The organism is Candidatus Centipeda massiliensis, assembly GCF_900290285.1.
GTDB lineage: Bacteria > Bacillota > Negativicutes > Selenomonadales > Selenomonadaceae > Centipeda > Centipeda massiliensis.
In genome coordinates, this window is sequence record NZ_LT985756.1 from 1 (window position 1) to 22,306 (window position 22,306).

General features: G+C 54.7%; 16 protein-coding genes. 4 read left to right on the top strand and 12 right to left on the bottom strand.

Going from position 1 to position 22,306, the window contains the following annotated elements; genetic code table 11:
* From C8273_RS08590 to C8273_RS08620, 7 genes are all read right to left on the bottom strand, one after another.
* On the bottom strand, window positions 1-779 hold a 779-nt coding region (locus C8273_RS08590; RefSeq protein ID WP_234343984.1), incomplete at its 3' end, for a restriction endonuclease subunit S.
* A gap of 121 nt (window positions 780-900) precedes the next feature.
* The gene (gene malQ, locus C8273_RS08595) at window positions 901-4,350 is read right to left on the bottom strand and encodes a 4-alpha-glucanotransferase (RefSeq protein ID WP_106627329.1); all 3,450 of its coding nucleotides are present in this window, start codon (window positions 4,348-4,350) and stop codon (window positions 901-903) included.
* A gap of 159 nt (window positions 4,351-4,509) precedes the next feature.
* On the bottom strand, window positions 4,510-5,955 hold the full coding sequence (gene glgA / locus C8273_RS08600) for a glycogen synthase GlgA (RefSeq protein WP_106627330.1): 1,446 nt from the start codon (window positions 5,953-5,955) through the stop codon (window positions 4,510-4,512).
* Between the two features lie 108 nt (window positions 5,956-6,063).
* A complete protein-coding gene (gene glgB, locus C8273_RS08605; RefSeq protein WP_106627331.1) occupies window positions 6,064-8,412 on the bottom strand; it encodes a 1,4-alpha-glucan branching protein GlgB in 2,349 nt (782 codons plus the stop codon).
* Window positions 8,413-8,471: 59 nt separating this feature from the next.
* Entirely contained in the window at window positions 8,472-10,937 is a 2,466-nt protein-coding gene (locus C8273_RS08610) for a glycogen/starch/alpha-glucan phosphorylase (RefSeq protein ID WP_106627332.1), read from the bottom strand.
* Window positions 10,938-11,101: 164 nt separating this feature from the next.
* Window positions 11,102-12,208: a glucose-1-phosphate adenylyltransferase subunit GlgD gene (glgD, locus tag C8273_RS08615; protein ID WP_106627333.1), complete on the bottom strand. Its 1,107-nt coding sequence runs from the start codon at window positions 12,206-12,208 to the stop codon at window positions 11,102-11,104.
* Between the two features lie 30 nt (window positions 12,209-12,238).
* Window positions 12,239-13,393 (bottom strand): glucose-1-phosphate adenylyltransferase, encoded by a 1,155-nt coding sequence (locus C8273_RS08620; RefSeq protein ID WP_106627334.1) that lies wholly within the window; start codon window positions 13,391-13,393, stop codon window positions 12,239-12,241.
* 406 nt (window positions 13,394-13,799) lie between these two features.
* On the opposite strand from C8273_RS08620, the gene rpsT reads away from it, so the two are divergent.
* On the top strand, window positions 13,800-14,066 hold the full coding sequence (rpsT, locus tag C8273_RS08625; protein WP_106627335.1) for a 30S ribosomal protein S20: 267 nt from the start codon (window positions 13,800-13,802) through the stop codon (window positions 14,064-14,066).
* A gap of 51 nt (window positions 14,067-14,117) precedes the next feature.
* Here rpsT and C8273_RS08630 read toward each other — a convergent pair whose 3' ends face one another.
* Together C8273_RS08630 and C8273_RS08635 are read right to left on the bottom strand one after the other, a co-directional pair.
* A complete protein-coding gene (locus C8273_RS08630; protein WP_106627660.1) occupies window positions 14,118-15,263 on the bottom strand; it encodes an MFS transporter in 1,146 nt (381 codons plus the stop codon).
* Between the two features lie 250 nt (window positions 15,264-15,513).
* Window positions 15,514-15,912 (bottom strand): hypothetical protein, encoded by a 399-nt coding sequence (locus C8273_RS08635; RefSeq protein WP_159060752.1) that lies wholly within the window; start codon window positions 15,910-15,912, stop codon window positions 15,514-15,516.
* A gap of 124 nt (window positions 15,913-16,036) precedes the next feature.
* Here C8273_RS08635 and C8273_RS08640 point away from each other — a divergent pair, with 124 nt between their 5' ends.
* A complete protein-coding gene (locus tag C8273_RS08640) occupies window positions 16,037-17,224 on the top strand; it encodes an MFS transporter (RefSeq protein WP_106627337.1) in 1,188 nt (395 codons plus the stop codon).
* 12 nt (window positions 17,225-17,236) lie between these two features.
* On the opposite strand, the gene C8273_RS08645 is transcribed toward C8273_RS08640, so the two are convergent.
* Together C8273_RS08645 and C8273_RS08650 are read right to left on the bottom strand one after the other, a co-directional pair.
* Complete coding sequence (locus C8273_RS08645; protein ID WP_407695412.1) at window positions 17,237-19,039, bottom strand: M48 family metalloprotease; 1,803 nt, start codon at window positions 19,037-19,039, stop codon at window positions 17,237-17,239.
* Window positions 19,040-19,199: 160 nt separating this feature from the next.
* Window positions 19,200-20,042 (bottom strand): ankyrin repeat domain-containing protein, encoded by an 843-nt coding sequence (locus C8273_RS08650; RefSeq protein ID WP_106627339.1) that lies wholly within the window; start codon window positions 20,040-20,042, stop codon window positions 19,200-19,202.
* Window positions 20,043-20,203: 161 nt separating this feature from the next.
* Here C8273_RS08650 and C8273_RS08655 point away from each other — a divergent pair, with 161 nt between their 5' ends.
* Complete coding sequence (locus tag C8273_RS08655; RefSeq protein ID WP_106627340.1) at window positions 20,204-20,716, top strand: nitroreductase family protein; 513 nt, start codon at window positions 20,204-20,206, stop codon at window positions 20,714-20,716.
* An 85-nt stretch (window positions 20,717-20,801) separates the two neighbouring features.
* Window positions 20,802-20,945, top strand: coding sequence for a secretion protein HlyD (locus C8273_RS13215; RefSeq protein WP_106627661.1), 144 nt, complete (start codon window positions 20,802-20,804; stop codon window positions 20,943-20,945).
* Between the two features lie 16 nt (window positions 20,946-20,961).
* On the opposite strand, the gene C8273_RS08665 is transcribed toward C8273_RS13215, so the two are convergent.
* Window positions 20,962-22,305, bottom strand: coding sequence for an ANL family adenylate-forming protein (locus C8273_RS08665; RefSeq protein WP_199821056.1), 1,344 nt, complete (start codon window positions 22,303-22,305; stop codon window positions 20,962-20,964).
* Between the last annotated feature and the right edge of the window lies 1 nt (window position 22,306).

Sequence of the window (22,306 nt, forward strand, 5' to 3'; positions counted from 1 at the left end):
CTCTCATAATACGAGTTATCCGCACCTTGGTAGATGACAGATTCTCTCTTGTCACGTTTTATTTTTCCCTGCTTGATGAGTTCTTCTTTCTCCGCTCGAATCCGATCCAACAGCGCTGAGGCTGGTTCGTCACTTTCATCTTGTTGGACGAGTTTTCCCTGTACTGCATATTGAAGGACTGATCTTTTTAGTTGTTGAGGAAATTTTATATCAAGTTCTTTAACTCGGCTATAGGCACTATCATATTCGGATATAATAGGAGTTACTTCATTGAGTTTTCTTACGATCCTTTGCTGCTCTTTTATCGAAGGAATTGGAATAAACAGTGAAGACATTGTCTCTGTACTTACTCGTGGCATTTTCACACCATATGTTGCAGAATTGATGAGGTTGTCAATATAAGGACATTTTAAAACGGTAATCACATATTCTGAAATGATTCCACCATAGAGACTGAATGGAACGATTTCTGAAGAGCAAATACCATCTTTTTGAGCTATTAATATTTTCAACAAATACGGACGCAATTTGCTATACAGAATATTTCCTGCCTTGAAGATATTTCTATCTCCTACAGTTTTTCTGTCTTTGGCAGTTTTATATTCCAGTAATCGTCCACCTTTTTCTATATCTTCAAGATCAAGTGACCAAACATCAGAAGGAGCCTCCTGTATGTTGATTTTTCTCTTAGTCTCTGCATAAGTGGATATGGTTCCTAGCCTCACCCACGCCCAACTCTCGGGAATCTCAAACGGAATCTCATCCTCAATGCACTTCACCGTACCATCGGCGAATTTCTCATAATGCAAATTATCCGTACTTCTTACAAACGAAAAGAGTCATTGCAGAAAGGTGTGCAATGACTCTTTTCGTTTGCTTATGTACGCTCGTCTTACCTCGTCACCGATGGTAGCGCACACAAAGTGCCTGCAGCTTCTTCGGATCGAGTTCGAGGAGGTAGTCCTTCTTGAGGCTCCAACGCCAGTTGATACCGACGGTGCCGGGGGTGTTCATGCGGGCGCGCTCGTCGAGGGCGAGGAGATCCTGCATGGGGATGATCGCCATGCGGGCGCGCGAGGCGTACGCCGCCTTGATGAGGCGCTTGCATATCGTCTTCGGGCGATCAGAGGTCGTACCCGTCATATTCGCGAGCGTCTCACGCAGCACTTCATCGATATCGTGCGTGAACCAGCCAACGGTGGTGTTGTTGTCGTGCGTCCCCGTATAGATGATGCTGTTCTCGGGCGTAACGAAGCCGACGCGTCCCGACTCGTTCGGCTCAAGCATGAAGTGGACAATCTTCATGCCGGGGAAGCCGCAGTCGTCACGCAGACGCTCAACCTCGCTCGTGATGATGCCGAGATCCTCGGCGACAATGTTCATCTCACCAAGCTCCCTCTCAATCTCATCGAAGAAGGGCTTGCCCGGCCCCTTGAGCCAGCGGCCGTTGATCGCGGTCGTCGCCTTGCCGTCGACCGACCAGTAGGACTCGAATGCGCGGAAGTGGTCGATGCGAATGATATCGACCTGTTCGTGCAGCTTGCGGAAGCGACGCTTCCACCATGCGTAGTTCTCCGCCTTCATCGCGTCCCAGTTGTACTGCGGGTTGCCCCAGAGCTGTCCATTCGCGGCAAAGTAGTCGGGCGGTACGCCCGCGACGGTACGCGGTGTACCATCCTCATTGAGGTCAAAGAGGTGCTGATTCGCCCATGCGTCTGCGCTGTCCTGTGCGATGAAGATCGGCATGTCGCCGAGGACTTCGATGCCTTTCTTTTTCGCATAGTCATGCAGACGATTCCATTGGAGATGGAAGATGTACTGCTTGAAGCGATCCAGTTCCACCTCATCCCTCTGCCGCTCGGCAAGTGCCTTGAGCGCCGCAGGATCGCGGTGCTTGATCTCGTCCGGCCACTCTGTCCAAGGTTTGCGTGCGTATTCTTTCTTTGCCGCATGGAAGAGGGCGTAGTCATCGAGCCAGTACGCTTCTTTTGCACAGAACTCTTGGAATGCCGGATCCTGTGCATTTTTCTCACGAAACGCGTAGAATGCCTTTTCGAGCAGTTCCTTCTTGAACTGTTTGACGCGTTCAAAGTCGATGAACGCTGTGTTCGCCTCATAAGGCAGGAAGAGATCCTTCTCTGTCAGCCAGCCGCGCGCGGCAAGATCCTCGGGATCAATCATCATGATATTGCCCGCGAACGCGGAGATGGACTGATAGGGCGAGTAGCCATGTCCAACGGGACTGAGCGGCAGAATCTGCCAGATCTTCTGCCCCGCCTCGGCAAGGAAGTCGAGGAAGCGATATGCCTCCTTGCCGAAGTCGCCCACGCCGTATTTCGACGGCAGGGAGGTCGGGTGCAGGAGGACACCCGCCTTGCGTTCATAGCGTTGTGGCTCCTCACGCTGACGCAGGAGCAGTCCAAAGAGCGGCGGAATCTTGATCCGCAGGCGTCCGCGCTCCACCTCGTATGTGCGCGAGGGCTTGAACGCATCCTCAAACACGCCGCAGGCGAAGTCGCTCACCTCCACATCAATGGTCTGCGTCTCGGTAAGGTTACGGTTGAATGCGGCGATAAAGACACCGTCCTCCTTCTCCTGATTGAACACATCGTAGCCCGAGCGAATGGTGCGTGCATAGGCGATGACATCACCCGCACCGTAGAGCGGCAGGATATCGCCCGTGCGCAGTGCATCGTTCTCGTTGCGGATCGCGATAAAGCGCTCAAACCAGCTGCGGATCTCCTTGTTGCCATGCACCCAGTCGTAGGGGCGGCGGTTGAACGGATCCTTGAAGCCCTCCATGCCGATCTCGTCGCCATAGTAGACGCTCGGCACGCCGGGATAGGTCATCTGCCAGAGGGCCGCCATGAGGAGGCGGCGCGAGCCGAGATCGAACTGCTCCGGCGTCATGCGCACGCGCGACTGCTCGATGGCGGGCATCCCTTCATAGTAGGGGACGCCGGCGAGTACGGTGATCGCGCGCTGTACGTCATGGCTGCCGATGAGGTTCATCATCGCATAGAGATTTTCCTTCGGATAGTTCTCGATCTGACTTGCGAGCCGTCGTGCTGTCTGGCGTCCATCGACCGCGCCCGTGAGGAAGTCGAGCATCATCGTGCGCAGCGGGTAGTTCATTGCTGAATCCATCTCGCTCCCAGAGAGGTATTCGCGCGGCGTACCGTAGGCGACCTTGTTCGAGGCATCCTCCCAGACCTCACCGATCATGACGGCATCGGGGTTGCGCTTCTTCAGCTCGGCAAAGAACGTCTTGGAGAACGTCGGCGGGAGCTCGTCGATCACGTCGAGGCGCCAGCCCGCAATCCCCTCGTTCATCCAGTGGTGAAGCACGCTGTCCTTGCCTGTAATGACGAAGTCCATGTAGGCAGGGTCGGTCTCGTTGACGTTCGGCAGAGTCTCGAAGTCCCACCAGCAGTCGTACTCGTTCGGATAGTTGCGGAAGTGGTACCACGAGTAGTACGGCGACTCCTTCGACTGGTACGCGCCGAGCGAACTGTACTGATGCTGGCGGTTGAAATAGATGCTGTTGCTGCCCGTATGGCTGAACACGCCGTCGAGGATGATGCGGATACCGCGCTCCTCTGCCGCCGTGACGAGGGCACGAAAGTCCTCAATATCGCCGAGCACGGGGTCGATCTTGTGGTAGTCTCCCGTATCGTAGTGATGGTTGCTCTCGGACTCGAAGACGGGGTTGAAGTAGATGCACGAGATGCCGAGCTGCTTCAGATAGTCCAGCTTCTCCATGACCCCGCGCAGGTTCCCGCCGAAGAAATCATAAGCGATGATCTCCTTTGTGTCGGGATCCTTGAGATACATGGGGTCGTCCGTCCAGTCCGTGCGGATGACCGCACCTTTCTTGCGGACGATGGTATCACCCGAACGCGCGAAGCGATCCGGAAAGATCTGGTACATCACGGCATTCTTGAACCAGTCCGGTGTACGTGCGCCCTTGTTGTAGATCGTGATCTGATAGGACTCGGGAGCCTCCATGGTGAGCGCTCCAATGCCGCCCAGCATCTCCGGGTTGTTCCCATAAAAATAGGTGCCGCTTTCCGCTGTAATGATGAAGTAATACCAAACCAGACAGCCATAATCCGGCAGATTGATCCATGCCGTATAGAATTTCTGCTCGTTCTGTCCGTCCTTTGTTTCGAGTGGGATCAGACGCTCCCCCGTCTGATCCTGCCAGAGGCGCACGAGTACCTGATGGATCGGCTCGAATGTCCGAATGCGAATGCCGAGCCGCAGACGGCTCCCCGCCTCCGCCGCTCCGACGATGGAGCGAAAATAAATATTCTGTGAGTTGTGCTCCACCTGATACGATTCCAGCATAGCATCCTCTCCTTTCCTAAAAATAAACGCACAGAAACCACTGGAGAATCAAATGTTCTTATTTGAACCAAATTCACCAGCGGTTTCTTAGGGGGTGCGTCGTGGAAGACTCAAATACGGTCAACCCACGCACAAACCGAAATTCTGCAAGGGACAATCTCAGCCTTCGAGCAGGAGGCGCTCGTAGAGTGTCTCATACTCTTTCGCGGAACGCTTCCAGCTAAAGTCGCTGTGCATCGCTGTAAAGATGAGCTGGCGCCACTCACGCAGATTCCCGTATGCAGCAAGCGCACGCTTCAGGGCATACATCATCTCATGCGCATTGTATTCGTAGAACAGGAACCCGTTTCCCTTGTCCACATCCGAGCGATCAAACTGGACGACGGTGTCCTTGAGACCGCCCGTCTCACGCACAACGGGAATCGTCCCATAGCGCATGGCGATGAGCTGTCCGAGTCCGCATGGCTCGAACATGGACGGCATGAGAAAGATATCGGACGCTGCGTAGATGCGCTGTGCAAGCTCGTTCGAGAAGCGGATGTTGATGGACACCTTGTTCGGATAGCGCCACGTGAGTTCCTTGAACCAGTCCTCATAGCCGCGATCCCCTGTCCCCAGGAGGACGAACTGTACGTTCTCATGCTGTAGGATCTCGTCCAGTATGCGTATGACCAGATCCAGTCCCTTGTTCGCAACGAGCCGCGTGATCATGGAGACCATCGGTGTGCGGCGGTTCTCAGGAAGCCCGAGATCACGCTGCAGGCGCACCTTGTTGTCGCTCTTTCCCTCGACTGCCTTCTTGATATCGTAGTTGACGTAGAGGTTCTTGTCCGTCTGCGGGTTATAGATATCGTAGTCAATCCCGTTGACGATGCCGAACAGTTCCTCCCGACGCTTGCGCAGAAGCCCGTCAAGGTGTTCGCCGTAGTAGTCGTATTGGATCTCCTCGGCGTAGGTCTTGCTGACGGTCGACACATAGTCGGCGTAGATGATGCCGGCTTTCATGAAGTTGACCGCATCGAAGAACTCGAAATCCCCGTTGTTGAAATACTGCCAGTCCAGTCCGAGCACATCCGTCATGACATTCTTGGGGAAGACGCCCTGATACTTGAGGTTGTGGATCGTAAAGAGCGTCTTGATCCCCTGATAGCGCGCATCGTCCCTGTGCTCCAGTTTAAGGAATACGTTGACGAGTGCGGAATGCCAGTCGTTGGAGTGGATGATGTCCGGCCAGAAATCGAGCGCAGGCAGGAGGTTGAGCACAGCACGGCTGAAAAACGAGAAGCGCTCCGCATCGTCCGGATACCCGTAGTGACCCTCGCGGTTGAAATACTCCTCGTTGTCCACAAAGTAGTAAGTCACACCATCCAGCACATACTTGTCAATGCCAACGAATTTATCCCGCCATGCAACATTCAGCACACCGTCATAAATGTGCTCCATCGTGTTCCGGATATCCTCGGCAATCGTGCCATACTTCGGCAGTATGACGCGGCAGTCCACGCCGTCCTTTACGAGTGCGGCGGGGAGCGAGCCAGCCACATCCGCAAGACCGCCGGTCTTTACAAAAGGAACTGCTTCTGATGCTACATATAGTACCTTCATCCCAATATCCTCCTTTTCCGCGCGGAAGGGTGCCGTAATCACCGCTCCGCGCGTCTATCATCCTCTATTTTTAGCCTTCGTCATTCTCCTATCAATACGTACAGCGCCTCAGACCTTTGCTGCACGCGTTTTCTTTGGCTTTTCTTCCGCCTCTGCTGTCTTCTTGCGGGTCGTTTTCTTCTTGGTCGCCGTCATGGACGCCGCCTTTGTTGTCTTTTCGGTGGATTTCTCCGCAGACTTTCCCGTCTTTGACGGAGCAGATGCTGTGGCTGCCTTCTCCCCCTCCGTCTTTGCCTTGGCAGACTTCTTGGGAGACGATTTCTTTGCAGGGGCAGCCTCTGCCTTTGTCGCTGACGTTTTGCTTGTTTTCTTCGCCGCAGTTTTGGCGGCAGGCTTCTCTTCCGCGGTATTCGTCGTACGCTTCTTAGGCGCCGGCTTTTCCACTGCTGTATCCGCCTGCTTCGCAGCAGCAGCAGAGGTCTTAGACGTTACTGCTTTTTTTTTTGCAACGGCATCCACCGTCTCGGGAATCTCGTGCTCAGGTGTCCCCGCACCGCTCTGACACTTGAGGCGATAGAACGTCGAGGCAAGCGGCGGCACCGTGATGACGATGGACTGCTCGCGTCCGTGGAACGCATAGTCCTCACTCACGATATCCCCTGTATTGAGAACGCCGCTGCCGCCGTACGCCTCCTCATCGGAGTTGAACACCTCAACATAGGTGCCCTTCGTCGGTACGCCAATGCGGTAGCCATGGCGCACCTCCGGTGTGAAGTTGTGCACGCAGACGATGAAGTCGCTGCGATCCTCGGCGCGACGAACGAGTGCGATAATGCTGTTCTCGTTGTCGTTGCAGTCGATCCACTGGAAGCCGTTCCAGTCGAAGTCGACCTGCCAGAATGCCTTGTTGTCGACGTAGAACTTGTTGAGCGCCTTCGAGTACGCAAGCATCTTCGTGTGCATCGGATACTGCTCGACGAGGTGCCAGTCCATGCTGTCGTCGAAGTTCCACTCGATGAAGTGTCCAAACTCGCCGCCCATGAAGAGCAGCTTCTTGCCCGGGTGTGCGATCCAGTAGCCGAAGAATCCGCGCAGCCCCGCGAATTTCTGCCAATAGTCGCCCGGCATCTTGCTGATGAGGGAGCACTTTCCGTGTACGACCTCGTCATGCGAGAGCGGGAGGACGAAATTCTCGGAGAAGGCATACATGAGGGAGAACGTGATCTTGTCCTGATTCCACTTGCGGTAGATCGGATCAAGGCTCATGTAGGAGAGCATATCGTTCATCCAGCCCATGTTCCACTTGTAGTTGAAGCCCATGCCTCCCATGTAGACGGGTTTGGAGATGAGCGGCCACGCGGTCGATTCCTCCGCGATCATCAGCGCGTGCGGATGGTACTTGAAGATCGTTTCGTTGAGCTTCTTGAGGAAATCCATCGCCTCAAGGTTGCCCGTGTCACCGTACTTGTTCGGCTGCCACTCGCCGTCCTTGCGCCCGTAGTTGAGGTAGAGCATATTCGCAACCGCGTCGATGCGCAGACCGTCGATGTGGAACTCCTCGAACCAGAAAAGCGCGTTCGAGATGAGGAAACTCTGCACCTCCGTACGCCCATAGTCAAAGTTCGTGGTGCCCCACTCCCAGTTCTCCGCGCGCGTCTCGTTGTCGGACTCATAGAGGTTCTTGCCGTCGAAGTGGCGAAGCCCTTGCTCGTCCTTGCAGAAATGCCCCGGCACCCAGTCCATGATGATGCCGATGCCGTTCTGATGTGCGGTATCGACGAGATAGCGGAAATCGTCGGGCGTGCCGTAGCGGCTCGTCACAGCGAAATACCCCGTCGCCTGATAGCCCCATGAGCCGTCGTAGGGATGCTCGCAGAGCGGCATGAACTCGATATGGGTGTAGTTCATGTCCTTGACATAGCTGATGAGCTGGTCTGCGAGTTCGCGATAGGAGAGATACTCCCCCTCAAGCGTGCGCCGCCAAGAACCGGCGTGCACCTCATACGTGAGCATGGGACGCTCATAGGAGGACTCCTCCTCCTTGCGTTTCAGCCACGCCGCATCGCCCCACTCGTAGTGGTTCATGTCGTAGGTACGGGATGCCGTCTGCGGCTTCTTCTCTGCATAGAATCCGTAGGGGTCTGCCTTCATGATGCGGGGACCGCCCCACTGTGGTTCGATCGCATACTTGTAGATCTCGCCCTCGCCGAGTCCCTCGACAAAGGTCTCCCAGATCTCGCCGTCGTCAATGCGGTTCATTGGGTGGATAAAGACATTCCAATCATTGAACTCTCCAACGACGCTGACTGCATTTGCATTCGGTGCCCATACTGTAAATCGGATACCTTTTTTCCCATCCTGTTCCACGAAATGCGCTCCGAGCATTTCCTGTGCATGATAGTTCGTGCCCTGATGAAAGAGGTACAGATCAAACTCACTCAGTGCGGATGTTTTCATACGATCCCCTCCTGTATTTTCCTCAGGGCGTGCGTTTCCTACGCGCACGCCCCTGCCTCTTACGAGATGATGACGGGGTGGATGTTCCAGATCTCCCGTGCATACTCGTCAATCGTGCGGTCAGACGAGAATCCGCCGGAGTGCGCGACGTTCATTGCCGCCGTACGCGCCCAGCCATCCTTGTCCTTGAACCGCCGCATGACCTCAATGCGTGCGTTGTCGTACGCATTGAAATCCTTTAGAATAAAGAATTCATCGTTCGCGTGCAGGAGATAGTCATACAGCGAACGGAAGTCTCCGTAGGTACCGTCAACGAGCTGGTTCATCACCGTGCGTACTTTCTCGTTCGTGTGATACTCATCCCACGCGGAATACGCGCCCGTCGCGTAGTAGTTCATAACCTCCTCGGCCTTGAGACCAAAGATCACGCAGTGCTCATTGCCGACCGCATCGCGGATCTCGACGTTTGCGCCGTCGAGCGTGCCGAGCGTGATTGCGCCGTTCATCATGAACTTCATGTTGCCCGTACCCGACGCCTCCTTCGACGCCGTGGAGATCTGCTCGCTGACATCCGCTGCCGGATAGACCAGCTCACCGATGGAGACGCCGAAGTTCTCGATGAAGATGACCTTCATAAAGTCATTGACGCGCTTATCCTTATTGATTCGATCCGCGACCACGTTGATAAGGCGGATTGTCTCCTTCGCGATGTAGTAGCCCGGCGCCGCCTTCCCGCCGAAGAAATAGGTCACAGGCTGCGTCAGGAAGGACGGCTCGCTGAGTGCACGATGGTAGCGGTACATGATGTGCAGAATGTTCATCAGCTGCCGCTTGTAGGAGTGGATACGCTTGACCTGAATGTCGAACATCGAATCAGGATTCAGCTTCACTCCATTGTGGTGCTCGATGTAGTGCGCAAGCCCCTCACGCCGCAAATGCTTGATCTTCATGAGCTGTTCGAGGAAGTTCTTGTCCTCGACATGATCATGCAGACCGTCCATCTTCTCTGGATGACGATGCCACTCACGGCTGCCGAGCATATCGTCAATCAGTGTTGCAAGCTCGGGGTTCGCCCCCATGAGCCAGCGGCGATGCGTAATGCCGTTGGTCTTATTGTTGAACTTGCGCGGCGTATAGTCGTAGAAATCCTTCAGCGTTGTCGACTTCAGGATACCCGTGTGGATCTTCGCCACCCCGTTGACGCTGTGCCCACCGACAATGGAGAGTCGTGCCATGTGGATCACACCGTCCTGAATGATGGAGAGTGCACACACCTTGCCCTCATTCCCCGGATAGCGGCGGCGCACCTCCTCAAGGTGGCGGCGGTTGATCTCGTCGATGATCATGTAGATGCGCGGCAGGAGCGGCTGGAACATATCAATGCCCCACGTCTCAAGTGCCTCCGGCATGATCGTGTGATTCGTGTACGCGATTGTGTCGCGCGTAATCGCCCACGCATCCTCCCACGTCAGTGCCTCTTCGTCGACGAGGATGCGCATGAGTTCTGCGACGCAGAGCGCGGGATGCGTATCGTTGATATGAATGCCGATCTTCTTGCCGAAGTCGTAGATGCTCATGCCCGTCTTCTTGTAGTGGCGGACAATGCTCTGCACACCCGCCGAGACGAAGAAGTACTCCTGAATGAGACGCATACGGCGTCCCTCGAACGTACTGTCGTCCGGGTAGAGGTAGCGCGTGATGGACTCGACGAAGCTGCGGTAGTCGTTGCGCTGCTGGATCTGTTCCTGCGTCAGCATGCCGTAATCGGAGAAGTCACGGTTGACCTCGGCGTTCCACATGCGCAGCGTATTGACCGTCGCGTTGTGGTAGCCGACAATCGGCATATCATACGGCACCGCCATGACGATCATGGGGTTCTCATGGACAAGTTCAAGCTTGCCGTTCCCCATGTCGCGCATATAGGCATGACCGCCAAACTTGACATCGACCGACTTATCCGGCTTGCGGTACTCCCACGCAAAGCCATCGCGCAGCCAGTTGTCCGGAATCTCCACCTGGTTGCCGCCGACGATCTTCTGCTCGAAGAGGCCATACTGGTAACGGATGGTACACCCGTGTCCCGGCAGGCGGTGCGCCGCCAACGAGTCAATGAAGCATGCTGCGAGACGCCCAAGACCGCCATTGCCAAGCCCCGCATCCGGCTCCACCTCATAGGCGTCCGAGAGGTTCAGCTTGAAATCCCCCAGAACCTCCTGCAGCGCCTCCTCAATGCCGAGATTGATGAGGTTGGATTTTAGGAGACGACCGAGCAGGAACTCAATGGAGAAGTAGTAGATCTGCTTCTCCTTGCGCTGCCCATACTGTTTATTCGTCTTGATCCAATTATCCGAGATGGACTGTTTGGCGGTTGCCGCGATCGTTTTGTAGATCTCGATCTCCGTCAGTTCCTCCACATCGCGGCCAAACATAACATGCGCGGTTGTAATAAAACGGCTCTTCAAGATCTTCTTCATCGTCTCGAGAGCCTTTCCGGTCGGCCTATTGACTTGATCCTTCTGTGCCAAATCGTCCACTCCTTTTCCAATTCTCTTGCCTTTCCCGATCTTCTCTCTTCCTGCCGGCGGCAGTAATCCCCATAAGAAGTACCAGAAACAAGAAGCCGTTATAGCCTCTCCCGTCTCAGCTGCTGAGGCGGGAAGGGGACACTAACGGCAATCATAAACAACCTTTAAATCGTGATATTCTTCTTGATAACGAGCGGATATTCCGTGGCACCCTTTAACCACTTCTCCGCCGTGATCACAACGTTCTTGTCGCAGATGACATTTTCGACAAGCGCGCCATCCTGAATATCGCATTTCTGCATGATGATCGAATTTCGGATCTTTACATCCTTGCCCACCTTTACCCCGCGGAACAGGATGCTGTTCTCCACCTCGCCGCTCACAATGCAGCCGTTTGCGATGAGCGAGTTCGTGACCTTTGCCGTCTCCTTGTACTGCACGGGCACGCCGTCCTTGATCTTCGTGTAGACGGGACGCTCTCCCATGAAGAGGTTCTGCCACACCTCAGGATCGAGGATCTCCATATTCGCCCGATAGTAGGTCGACATGGAGTCCACATGCGCCATATAGCCATCATGCTCGTAGGCGAACATCGTGTAGTCCGCTGCCCGGCGAATGATCCCATCGAGTACGAAATCCTGTCCGCCATGCTCGTAGGCATAGCGGACAATCTCGACAAACGCCCGCTTGTCCATGAGGTAGATCCCCATGGATACCTTCATTCCCTGATAGGCGACCGGCTTCTCCGCAATATCAAGGATAAGGCCGTTCTCCGCCAGCTCAATCACGATGTTGTTGCCCGTGTTCTCGTCAATCGTCGTATGCGAGACAAGCGTGATATCTGCGCCCGTATTCTGATGAAACCGCAGCACCTTGTTGAAGTCCACATTGTAGACAAAGCTGCCGTTCGTCAGCAGGATGTACCGCGAGGACGCATGCTCAATGAAGTCCAGATTGTGATAGAAGTTCTTGAGATCACCCTTGCGCCGCTGGGCATCGTCCTGTGCGGCGGGCAAATAGAAGAGACCGTCGTGGCGCCGTGCCAAATCCCAATCCTTGCCGGAGCGGAGATGGTCGAGCACCGAACGCGGCTCATCGGGCAGCATGATGCCCACCTTGTTGATGCCGGAGTTAACCATGCTCGAAAGGGAAAAGTCAATCAGTCGATAGCGTCCGGCGAAGGGAATGGATTCAACTGCACGCCGCTCGGCAAGTTCACGGATGAGACTCCCGTCCTCCTGCAGGTTGATAAGACCCATTACGGTATTCATTGTATGTTCACCCCATTCTCTTCCTATGGCTCAGCCGACACGCTGCTCGGTGGACGTTACCGCCACGGTCTCTCCCTCTGGGATGACCGTGATCTGCGACTCCTCGCCGATGACCTGCGCCCCTGCCTCGACCGCAGCGTGCTGTGCCAAGATCGCATAGTTCACCACGGCGCCATCCTCGACCACAGCCGAGGGCAGCAGAACCGAGTTGCGCACGACCGCTCCTTTTCCGACGCGGACACCCGGGAAGATCACAGAATGCTCAACCGTGCCAAGGATCATTGTCCCCTCGCTGATCATCGAGCGCGTGATCTTCGCCTCTTTGCCGACAAACTGCGGCGGCATGGACGGATTGAACGAATAGATGCTCCATTTGCCGGAGAGGTCGAACGGAGGCTCCTCCTGCAGGAGATCCATATTTGCCTGCCAGAGGCTCTCGATCGTACCGACATCCTTCCAATAGCCGTTGAAAGCGTAGGAGTAAAGGCGTCCCTCGTCCGCGAGCATCTTCGGGATAATATCCTTGCCGAAGTCATGGCTCGACGTATCGCTCTTTGCGTCAGCGCTCAGATATTCCTCAAGGTAGTCACGGTTAAAGATGTAGATCCCCATCGAGGCAAGATTGCTCTTCGGCTTTGCCGGTTTTTCCTCAAACTCGACAATCCGTCCGGTCTCATCCGTATTCATAATGCCGAAGCGCGGCGCCTCATCCCAAGGCACTTCAAACACACCGATGGTGGCCTGTGCCTTGTTTTTCTTGTGCGACTCAAGCATCCACGCATAGTCCATCGTGTAGATGTGATCTCCGGAGAGGATGAGCACATAGTCCGGATCTGCCATGTCGATAAAATTGAGGTTCTGGTAGATTGCATCCGCCGTGCCGCGGTACCACTCCGCGCCTTTTTCCCGCGCATAGGGCGGCAGAACGAAGAGACCGCCGTCACGCTTGTCGAGATCCCACGCGCTGCCCGAGCCCAGATACTGATTCAGCTCAAGTGGACGATACTGCGTCAGGACGCCGACCTTTTCGATGCCGGAGTTCACACAGTTGCTCAGCGGAAAATCAATGATGCGGTACTTCCCCCCGAACGGAACCGCCGGCTTTGCAACGCGCTTCGTGAGCGCACCAAGGCGGCTGCCTTGTCCGCCTGCCAGAATCATTGCCAAGCACTCTGTTTTTCTCATAGATAATTCTCCCCTCACGGATACCGAGTGGTATCCCCAACATATATGCAATGGCAAATCGGTTGGGCTTGCCGTACACCCATCCGTTTCGCCGTATTCCTGCCGAGTCTAATGAGATGGAACTCATTTCGTCGTATTTATCTTCCGTAATTCATTTTAGATACTTAACTAATTCGATAAACAAGCCGAATTTCCTGCATTTTTTTGCGGTACTTTCAGCCTTTTTCAAATTTGTCACAGAATATTGGAGGGACTTTCGGGAGGTATTCTCCCCGTTTATTGTACCATTATTTTACAATATGTTTGCGTGCGAATCAAGCAGTTCTGTAAAGAAAAAAATATTGCATTTCATGAATCTGTGTGATAAAATAACGCAGAACATTTTTCGTCGAGGGGGGTGAACGATTTGCCAAACATCAAGGCATCCATTCTGAGTGTAAAGTCTGACGCCAAGCGCCGCGCACGCAATGTTGCGGAGAAGACACGCGTCCGCCGTGCCATCCGCAGCGTCAATGACGCTGTTGCTGCCGGCAACGCAGAAGAGGCGAAAAACCTCCTCGTTGCGGCTTACAAGTCCATCGATCAGGCTGCTGCGAACAACGTCTATCACAAGAACGCTGCAGCACGTAAGAAGTCGCGTCTTGCCAAGAAGGTCAACGCGCTGGCACAGTAACATAGAAAACACCATTCCATAGGGAATGGTGTTTTTTGATGTCCGTTTTCCTCAGACCATCTTCCGGAACACATAGAAGCCGACAAGTGCCTGCAGGAGACTGAGTGCAGCGAGCATGCCGAATGCGGTCTGGAGATTCGTGAGTGCGGAGACAAAGCCAATGGCGGCAGGCCCCGCAAGGATGCCGAGATAGCCCATCGTACTGACAGCAGAGACAGCGGTGCCGATGGGCATGACATTCTGCCTGCCCATCAGCGAGAAAAATACGGGCACGATGTTCGCGCTGCCGATACCAATGGCAAAAAATCCAAGATAGAGCAGGGCATCCACAGGGGCAAACATGACGAGCAGGATGCCGGCAAAGGTGAGGAGCGCGCCGCCAACGGCAACGGGACACTGTCCGATGCGCTGCACGACGCGATCCCCAAGAAAGCGCATCAGGAGCATCGCGGCAGAGAATACCGAGAACCCCATGCCCGCAAGCGAGAGATCCATGCCGCGTACAGTCGTGAGATAGACACCGCTCCAATCCATCACGGCTCCCTCACTGAGAAACGCAATGAACGCTGTCACGCCGACAAAAACGACAATCCCACGCGGAATGGCAATGAGTGCCCCTCCACCTCCGCCGTAAGGAATGAGACGGCTGCCAAAAATCTCCGTCAACAGAAGTACGATCGCGGCCGCAATCGCGGTGGACTGAAACGCCGTGAGTCCGAACAGTCCGACCCACACGCCGTAAAGCCCCGCACCGACGAAGCCGCCGAAGCTCCAAAAGCCATGCATCCCACTCATGATGCGTCGCCCGATTCCCTTCTCCACGATGACCGCCGCAATATTGATGACAACATCAATGCAGCCCATGAGCGCACCAAAAAAGAGAATCACAGGCACGGCAATCCAGAAGGAATCCACGAAGCAGATCGAAAGCAGGACGGCAGCATATATAACGCCTGCGGCTATGAGCACGCGACGGCAGCCGAGGCGTGCCGAGAGCGCCCCCGAAAGCGGCATGGTCAGCAACGACCCAACGCCAATGCAGAGCAGCAGCAATCCGAGCATATCGTCCCCGATGGCAAGCCGCCCCCGCAGAAGCGGCACGAGCGGCGCCCATGATGCCGAGCCAAATCCCCCGATAAAGAAAAACGCACGCGTCGCATTCACCTCACGCATGCCGATCTGTTTCTGCTCCGCCATCATCGTCTCCATATACATCATCTCCCATTCCCGCCCCGTCCCCACGGGACGCTGAAAAACTCCTGCCATTCTATCATAGGAGTTCAAAAAAACAAGCTTTTTTCACGCAAAAGAGGGACTGCCGTTATTCTACCCCTTCCCCGTTATGTCGGGGAAGGGGCACAAAGGAGGGGCGTTGTACGAAGTTGTTTGCTTCGTACAACGCCCCTCTTTATGAACGGCTTGTCCGTTTCGATGCCATGATAAATCACTACGAAACCGCAACCCCATGCTCCTCGGCCATCTTTCGGATGACAGCTTCCGGCAGCTCTGCCATTTGTGCCACTGTCGAAACCGGCGTCCCAGAACGCAACATGTTCATCGCCATGTGTGCGATACCAAGCTGGCGTCCTTGACTCATACCTTGTTTCATACCTTGCTTTATGCCTTGCTCCATCCCAACTGCTCGTCCCTCCTTCCACGATCCCTCCATATCACTCACATAGTCATGCTCGAATTTCTCGCGCTGTTCGTATTTGCGCCGCTGCCCGGCATCGCGCATGAACGCTTCGATTTTGTCCCACGCAGTATTGATTGCCGCCTCACTCATCGCAATCGCCTCCATTTCTTCATCACTGAGTTTAGGAAGCACTGCCTCCTTTGTTCTCATTATAAAGTTTTCAGCTATCTGCGTCAAGAAATCAGTGTCATGAAGTACCTTCCGCCTTTACACGCCCGTTGATTCGTAGTATATTGAACAACACACTGCAGAAACAGGAAATGGTAGGGGTCTGATGGACAGAACAAAAAGCGAAGCACTCTGGACGCGTGAATTTCTCGGGATGAGTCTGAGCAATTTCTTCATCTATATCACGCAGTATGCCATGATCGCAGCGCTGCCCATTGTTATCATGACGGAGTACGGCGGCGGCGATGTGGAGGCGGGGCTTGCCATGACATTTTTCCAGATCGGAACGGTCACCGCGCGCCCCTTCGCAGGAATCCTGATCGACGCCGTCAACAAGCGGCATCTGATGATCGCGATTACGGTGGCGTTCTTCCTCGTCATGACTGCATTTGCCTTTGCCGCAGCACTCTCCGCCCTCTACGGGCTGCGCCTCCTGCACGGCGTGATCTTCGCCGTCGCAACGACGACGGCTGCCGCGCTCGTGGCTTTGGTTCTTCCGCCCGCACGTAAAGGGGAGGGCATCGGCTACTTCGCCCTCTCGACAAATCTCGCCATGGTCGTGGGGCCGATGATCGGGCTTCTGCTGATGGAGCATTCCTCTGCGACAACGCTCTTTGTCGCGCTCAGTATACTTGCCGCCATCTCCATCGCTGCGGGCGGCGGGCAGAAACTCCCCGACGAGGTCATCCTGCCGCAAAAAAAGGCTGGACGCACACTTTCCGTCAGTACGTTCATCGAGCGGCGCGCCCTTGCCCCCGCACTTATCGCAGGCATTCTCTTCTTCGCCTACGGCAGCGTCCTCACCTTTATCCCGCTCTATACACGCAGCCTCGGGCTGTCCTCTGAGACAAGCCTCTTCTACGCGTGCTATGCAGGTGCCATTCTCGTGACGCGCCCCTTTATCGGACGTATCTTTGACCGCAAGGGACCGGACTACACCGTCTATCCGGGGCTGCTGCTCTTCGCGGCGGGGATGTTTCTCCTCGGCACGATCACGGGGCTCGCAGGGCTCATCACAGCAGCGCTTCTCCTCGGCACAGGCTTCGGCGCGGTCACGCCAGCCCTCCAAACGCTCGCCGTACGCAGTGCTCCCGCCGCGCGCGCAGGTGTCGCGACTGCCACCTACTTCTGGTCGCTCGACATCAGCGTCGGACTTGCCGCTGCGGGTCTCGGCGTCGTTGCGGTCACCTACGGCTACGCATTTACCTACAGCATCGTCGATGTCGTTGTCATCGCTTTCGGCACACTCTGCTACGCTCTGTGGCGAAAGCACGGTAAAAAAAGAAGCGGCTGAGCCGCCTCCTCATCAATCTGTATTGCCGTCCGTCGGACGGCTTTTTTGATCGAGTTTTTCGCGGATTTCCTTCTCGCGCGCCTCACGCGCTTTCGTTTTCTCCTTCATCCGCTTTTCATACGCACGCTTGTCCACAGCCTCTAGGTATTCATCTGGAATGCGATCCAGAGCCTTTGGTTCAACGGCGTAGAGTTTCTTGTAATACTCCTGCGCCTTTGCCGTATCCTCCATCTCATCATAGAGTTCGGCGGCAATCAGATAGCCGTATGGATTCTTTGCATCTATTTCGATTGCCTTCATCGCATCGGAGAGCGCACCATCGCGATCACCGAGCATACGGCGCACATCGCTGCGGTTCAGCCATGTATAGACATCCTTCGGATCGTCCGCAACGCCCTTGTCCGCATCTGAAAGCGCACGCGCTGCGTCGCCCTCCACGGCATAGGCGCGCGCACGAATCACGTGACTGAGGGCAGGGCTGTCGTCATGCGGTGAGGCAAATACGCGCTCCATCAGTGCAAGTGCCCGCTCGCTGTCCCCATAATCGCTGTACGCATCGCTGTTCTCACGGATCTTCTTGATCGCCTTCGCATCGGCATTCTCCACCTCGGTGCGCTCTGCAGCAAGGGCTTCCGCGCGTGCCTTTTCCGCCGCGCGCAGCTTTTCCCGCGCGCCGCTTGCCGCTTCGCCCGCGTAGGCTGCATGGACGAGTGAGATCAGCCGCTCTCCGGCACGCTCCTTTGCGAGAAAATGCACAAGCAGTTCATTGATGCGCGGATCGCCCGCGAGTGTCGCACCGCCATCCTGCGTCACGGAGAGATTCCAATCCTCCGCACGGTCATAGTCGTGGAAGGCACGCGCCAACGCGCCCGCGACAAGATAGGCATTCTCAGGACTGTTGTCGTAGTCCTCGTTCGTCCATGTGACCGTCAGGAGGGGCGTCCCATCAATACAAATTGTTTTTCGGTCAATCACCGTTACATGACCCGCGCTGTAGTCTGTCATGAAGCCGGCGAGCTTCGCCTCGCGCCGCTCCGTCGCAGGGTGGTCTGAGAAGTCGTCCTGCGGCAGATCCTTTTGCGTCGGATCCTGATACTCCGTGAGATCCTGTGTCACATAGGTCAGATAGTAGCCCATGCGTGCCATCGCAGCAGCCCCGCCGCCGGGATTGAATCCCGCGCTCGTCATGATGCGGAAGCCCCCCTCATCTGCCTCGTACTCCGTCGGCAGCGTGACATTCTTGGCGACGGAGTAGCCCACGAGCGCGTTAAGCTTGTTCCAGTCCATCAGGCCGAAATTCATGTTGAGGAAGCTCATGCCGTAGAACTGCGCTGCCGCCTTCGCATAGTTGTGCGCGCTGTGCTGGCGGATGCCGTGCGTCATCTCATGCCCGAGCACGGCGGCAAGCTCATCCACATTGCCGCCCAGCCCACGAATAAGACCGCGATTGATCGTCACATAGTCCGTCGGATAGCAAGCGGCATTAAAGACGGGACTGTCCGTCACCGCCCATGTGAAGGGGAGCGAATTCACACGCAGCACGTAGGCACCATCGCGTACAAGCCGCTCCATGATCCCGTCCACGAGAATGATATCATTTGCGTTGTGTGCGCGTCCATTTTCGGCGAGATCTTGCCGTCGGCTCTCCACCTGTGCATGCACATCGTTGCCGAGCGCAAGTACTGCGCCGAGTGCCGAGTGGTATGCGCCGAGCACGCCGAGTGCCTGTGCCGCAATCCCCCACGCATCAATCGCCTCCGCGCGTGCAGGTGGGAAGAATGTCCCCACTGTGAGCACGAACGCCGATAGTATCATCACTGCTGTTTTTCGCATCCTTCACCTCACATTTCTGTCTGATCGAGGCTCAGTATAGCAGTTGTTTCCTAAAACAGACTGAAAGGCGCAATACAAAAGGCACGGGCAAACGGCAGACGTGATCCGCCGGATTTGCCCGTACCGAAAGAGTTCATGACGATTACTGACGCTGATAGGTCTGGATATAGCGCGCACTCTCAAGATCGCCGCGATCCATGCAGTAGTCGACCGCCGTCTTTCCGGACTTGTTCCGAACGTCGGGATCCGCGCCCGCATCGAGCAGCATTTTGAGGAGGTTCTGACGCTCTCCTGAGGAAATATACATCGCCGCAGCATTGATGAGCGGTGTTGCACCGGCTGCGCTCGTCACATAGTTTACATTGATTCCCTGTGCGATGAGGTAGCGCCGAATATTCATATCATCGGACGACGTCCCCAGCGTAAAAAGCGCATTGAAAAACCCCGGTCCCCAATCCCACGAGACACCATTGATGTCCGCGCCCCAGTTGTGCAGATACTGCACAAGGGCAAGATCTCCCTTATCGGCGGCTTCTACCAGATAGGAGTGCGTGCGGTTTTCTCCGCGATGAAAGACATAGCCCTGCACATCCGCACCGCGCTCCAAGAGGAACTGGATCGTCGTACGGTTGTTGAGCGCCATGGCGCGCCCGAGCGGCGTCGTTCCTTTTCTTGTGTAGTAGGCATTGATATCAACGCCCTTGTCGAGCATCAGCTGCATCGTATTGTAGTCCGCCTTCTCGATGGCAAGGAAGAACATATTTTCATCCGTTGTAAGGTCACGATCCACAAACGGCGTGATAATCTGTCCGGGGATGTAGACCGAGGGACGTGTACCGGGTTCCGCCGTAGGCGCAGTCACCGCAGACGATACCACAGGAGCATCCGCAAAAAAGACCCCCGCTGCCTCTGCCGAGGAAACGAGTGCCGTGCTGCCCATGCTCAGCACAGCTGCCGAAAGGGTCACTGCCATATATTTCTTCATTTGAAATCCCCCTCATAGACGTGAAAGCCATTCAACAGTAATAATAATTCGTTGTGCGTCTCCTATTTCCTGCAATTTCAAGGGCTGTTCCGAAAAATCCCGCCGATTCTCTCTGTTTTATGCTATACTTTAGGAAGAATCTACACGAGGAGGTAATCATCATGGAATTCAATGAACTCATTCAGGATCGCTTCTCCTGCCGCGCACTGTCAGACAGGGAGATCCCTCACGAATCACTCGACCGCATCTTTGAGGCAGCACGCGTCGCCCCCACGGCGGTCAACAAGCAGCCGTTCAAAATCTGGGCGTTCAAAAGCCCCGAGGCTCGTGCAAGGCTCGCAGAGACGACGAACTATACCTTCGGTGCGGGCGTCTTTCTCGTTGTCGGCGGCAGCGCAGACGACGCTTGGGTACGGCAATACGACGGTCGCAATTTCGCCGACGTGGACGCCGCCATCGTCGCGACCTACATCATGCTTGCCATCCACAACGAGGGGCTGCGCTCGACGTGGGTCGGACATTTCGATGCACCGAAGCTGAAGAAGGCATTCCCGCAGATGGCAGACTACGACCTCATCGCCATCTTCCCCATCGGCTATGCCACGGAAAAGGGTGTTCCCTCTGTACGCCACACGCAGCGCAAGGCTGCAGCGGAGATTGTGGAGGTGCTGTAACGATCCTCTGCATACAAAAGGGACTTCCTAAGCCCCTGTTGCATCCGCAGCAAAATATCTTAAGGAATCGCTGATAAAATGAAGTCTGTCAGATTGGCGTAGATTTTTTCGTCCGAACAAGGAGACAAACCGGACACATAGCGAGGGCTATGTGGAGGATTTGTCGACACAGTGCGGGCAAAAAAGATGCGCTAAGATGACGTGGCTGAATTTATCAGTGCTTCCTTAAAACGCAGCGATCCTCGTCACACTTCCCGCCGCATCTTCTTAAACCGGCTCCCTGTCATCATGTGGTCGATCAGTTCCACCTTTTGCGGAATCTTGTAACTCTCCAATCTGTTTTTACAGAACAGGCGCAGCCGTTTCTTGAAGTCTGCCAAAGATTCATTTCCCGCGATTTTTACCCTTGCCTTGACGATATTACCCAGCATGGGATTTACTTCGCCGCTGACCGCTACATCCTCCACGCCATCCATCTCCTGAATGACGCTTTCCACCTCTGCCGGAAAAACCTTCTGCCCGCCAACGTTGATCATTTCGGAGCGTCTGCCTAGGATACGAAAATATTCTCCATCGACTAGAACTTCATCGCCGGTTCTAAACCAGCCGTCCTCCGTAAACGGACTGGGTGCATTTAGATACCCCAACATCGCCGACTTTGCTCGGACTTCGAGCAGCCCGTCCACCACGCGCGTTTGAAAATCCTCGCCGCCAATTTTCACCCATAGGGAATCCGAAGACAGAGATTTTGATCGCATGATACCGATTTCCGAAAGTCCATAGGTTTGCAGCAGCTTTACATTGGGAAATATGTCGTGGAATCGTTTCAGAGTGCTTTCCGGCATTGCCTCTGTCCCGTATGTTACCATTTTAAGGCTGGATACGTTGTAACTTTTATATGCCTCGCTCAGAAGCAATAAATTGATAAAACTGGGAGATGTCGGAAGAACCTCAGCATGATATTTTTCTATATTGCGGCAGACCGCCTCCGGTTGGCGGGAATCCAATGTAATGATACATCCTGTATTTGACAGCACATACAGCAATGTATTGATCCCACCGATATGGTCAAAGAGCAGAAACGTCATCATCCGCATGCATTTGCGTGGTACCTTGAATTTTTCCAGCAAGGGCAGGAAATCGTGGACTGCTGCCTTGCTCTTTCCAGTAGAACCAGAAGAAAACAAAATCAATCCCGGATGATTTTCTCGTTTGAGTTTTTGAATGATCTCATGGTCAGCTCGGCGATTCTCCGTTTGGAATGAAAAGCTGTCATCCTCATGGAGAATCACAGTGGCTTCCACTTGCGCAATGTCCTTAAATTCTCCTTTTTTACTTGCAACACTTTCTGTCAGCGGAACAATTACACACCCAAGGTCAATCAGTGTCAGCAAAAGCGCAGCTGCATGTGGAGAAAAATCCGCCTCAATGCTCACCACCATAGGGGATGATATGCTCTCCTTTAGTTTCTCTCTATCCTGTTCAATATAGGACAGAATATCATGATACGTGTAGACTTTGTCATGCCAGATCATTGCCTCATTTTCGCTATTCGCACAAAAGCGTTCGAGAAAAAAATCGATATGCAAA

Bases quoted from the DNA above. Each gene is read 5' to 3' on its own strand.
- C8273_RS08655 (WP_106627340.1), top strand. From the start codon at position 20,204: ATGGAATTCAATGAACTCATTCAGGATCGCTTCTCCTGCCGCGCACTG.
- malQ (WP_106627329.1), bottom strand. From the start codon at position 4,350: ATGCTGGAATCGTATCAGGTGGAGCACAACTCACAGAATATTTATTTT.
- glgB (WP_106627331.1), bottom strand. From the start codon at position 8,412: ATGAAAACATCCGCACTGAGTGAGTTTGATCTGTACCTCTTTCATCAG.
- C8273_RS08645 (WP_407695412.1), bottom strand. From the start codon at position 19,039: ATGATACTATCGGCGTTCGTGCTCACAGTGGGGACATTCTTCCCACCT.
- C8273_RS08640 (WP_106627337.1), top strand. From the start codon at position 16,037: ATGGACAGAACAAAAAGCGAAGCACTCTGGACGCGTGAATTTCTCGGG.
- glgA (WP_106627330.1), bottom strand. From the start codon at position 5,955: ATGAAGGTACTATATGTAGCATCAGAAGCAGTTCCTTTTGTAAAGACC.
- C8273_RS08650 (WP_106627339.1), bottom strand. From the start codon at position 20,042: ATGAAGAAATATATGGCAGTGACCCTTTCGGCAGCTGTGCTGAGCATG.
- C8273_RS08620 (WP_106627334.1), bottom strand. From the start codon at position 13,393: ATGAGAAAAACAGAGTGCTTGGCAATGATTCTGGCAGGCGGACAAGGC.
- C8273_RS08630 (WP_106627660.1), bottom strand. From the start codon at position 15,263: ATGGCGGAGCAGAAACAGATCGGCATGCGTGAGGTGAATGCGACGCGT.
- glgD (WP_106627333.1), bottom strand. From the start codon at position 12,208: ATGAATACCGTAATGGGTCTTATCAACCTGCAGGAGGACGGGAGTCTC.
- C8273_RS08635 (WP_159060752.1), bottom strand. From the start codon at position 15,912: ATGAGAACAAAGGAGGCAGTGCTTCCTAAACTCAGTGATGAAGAAATG.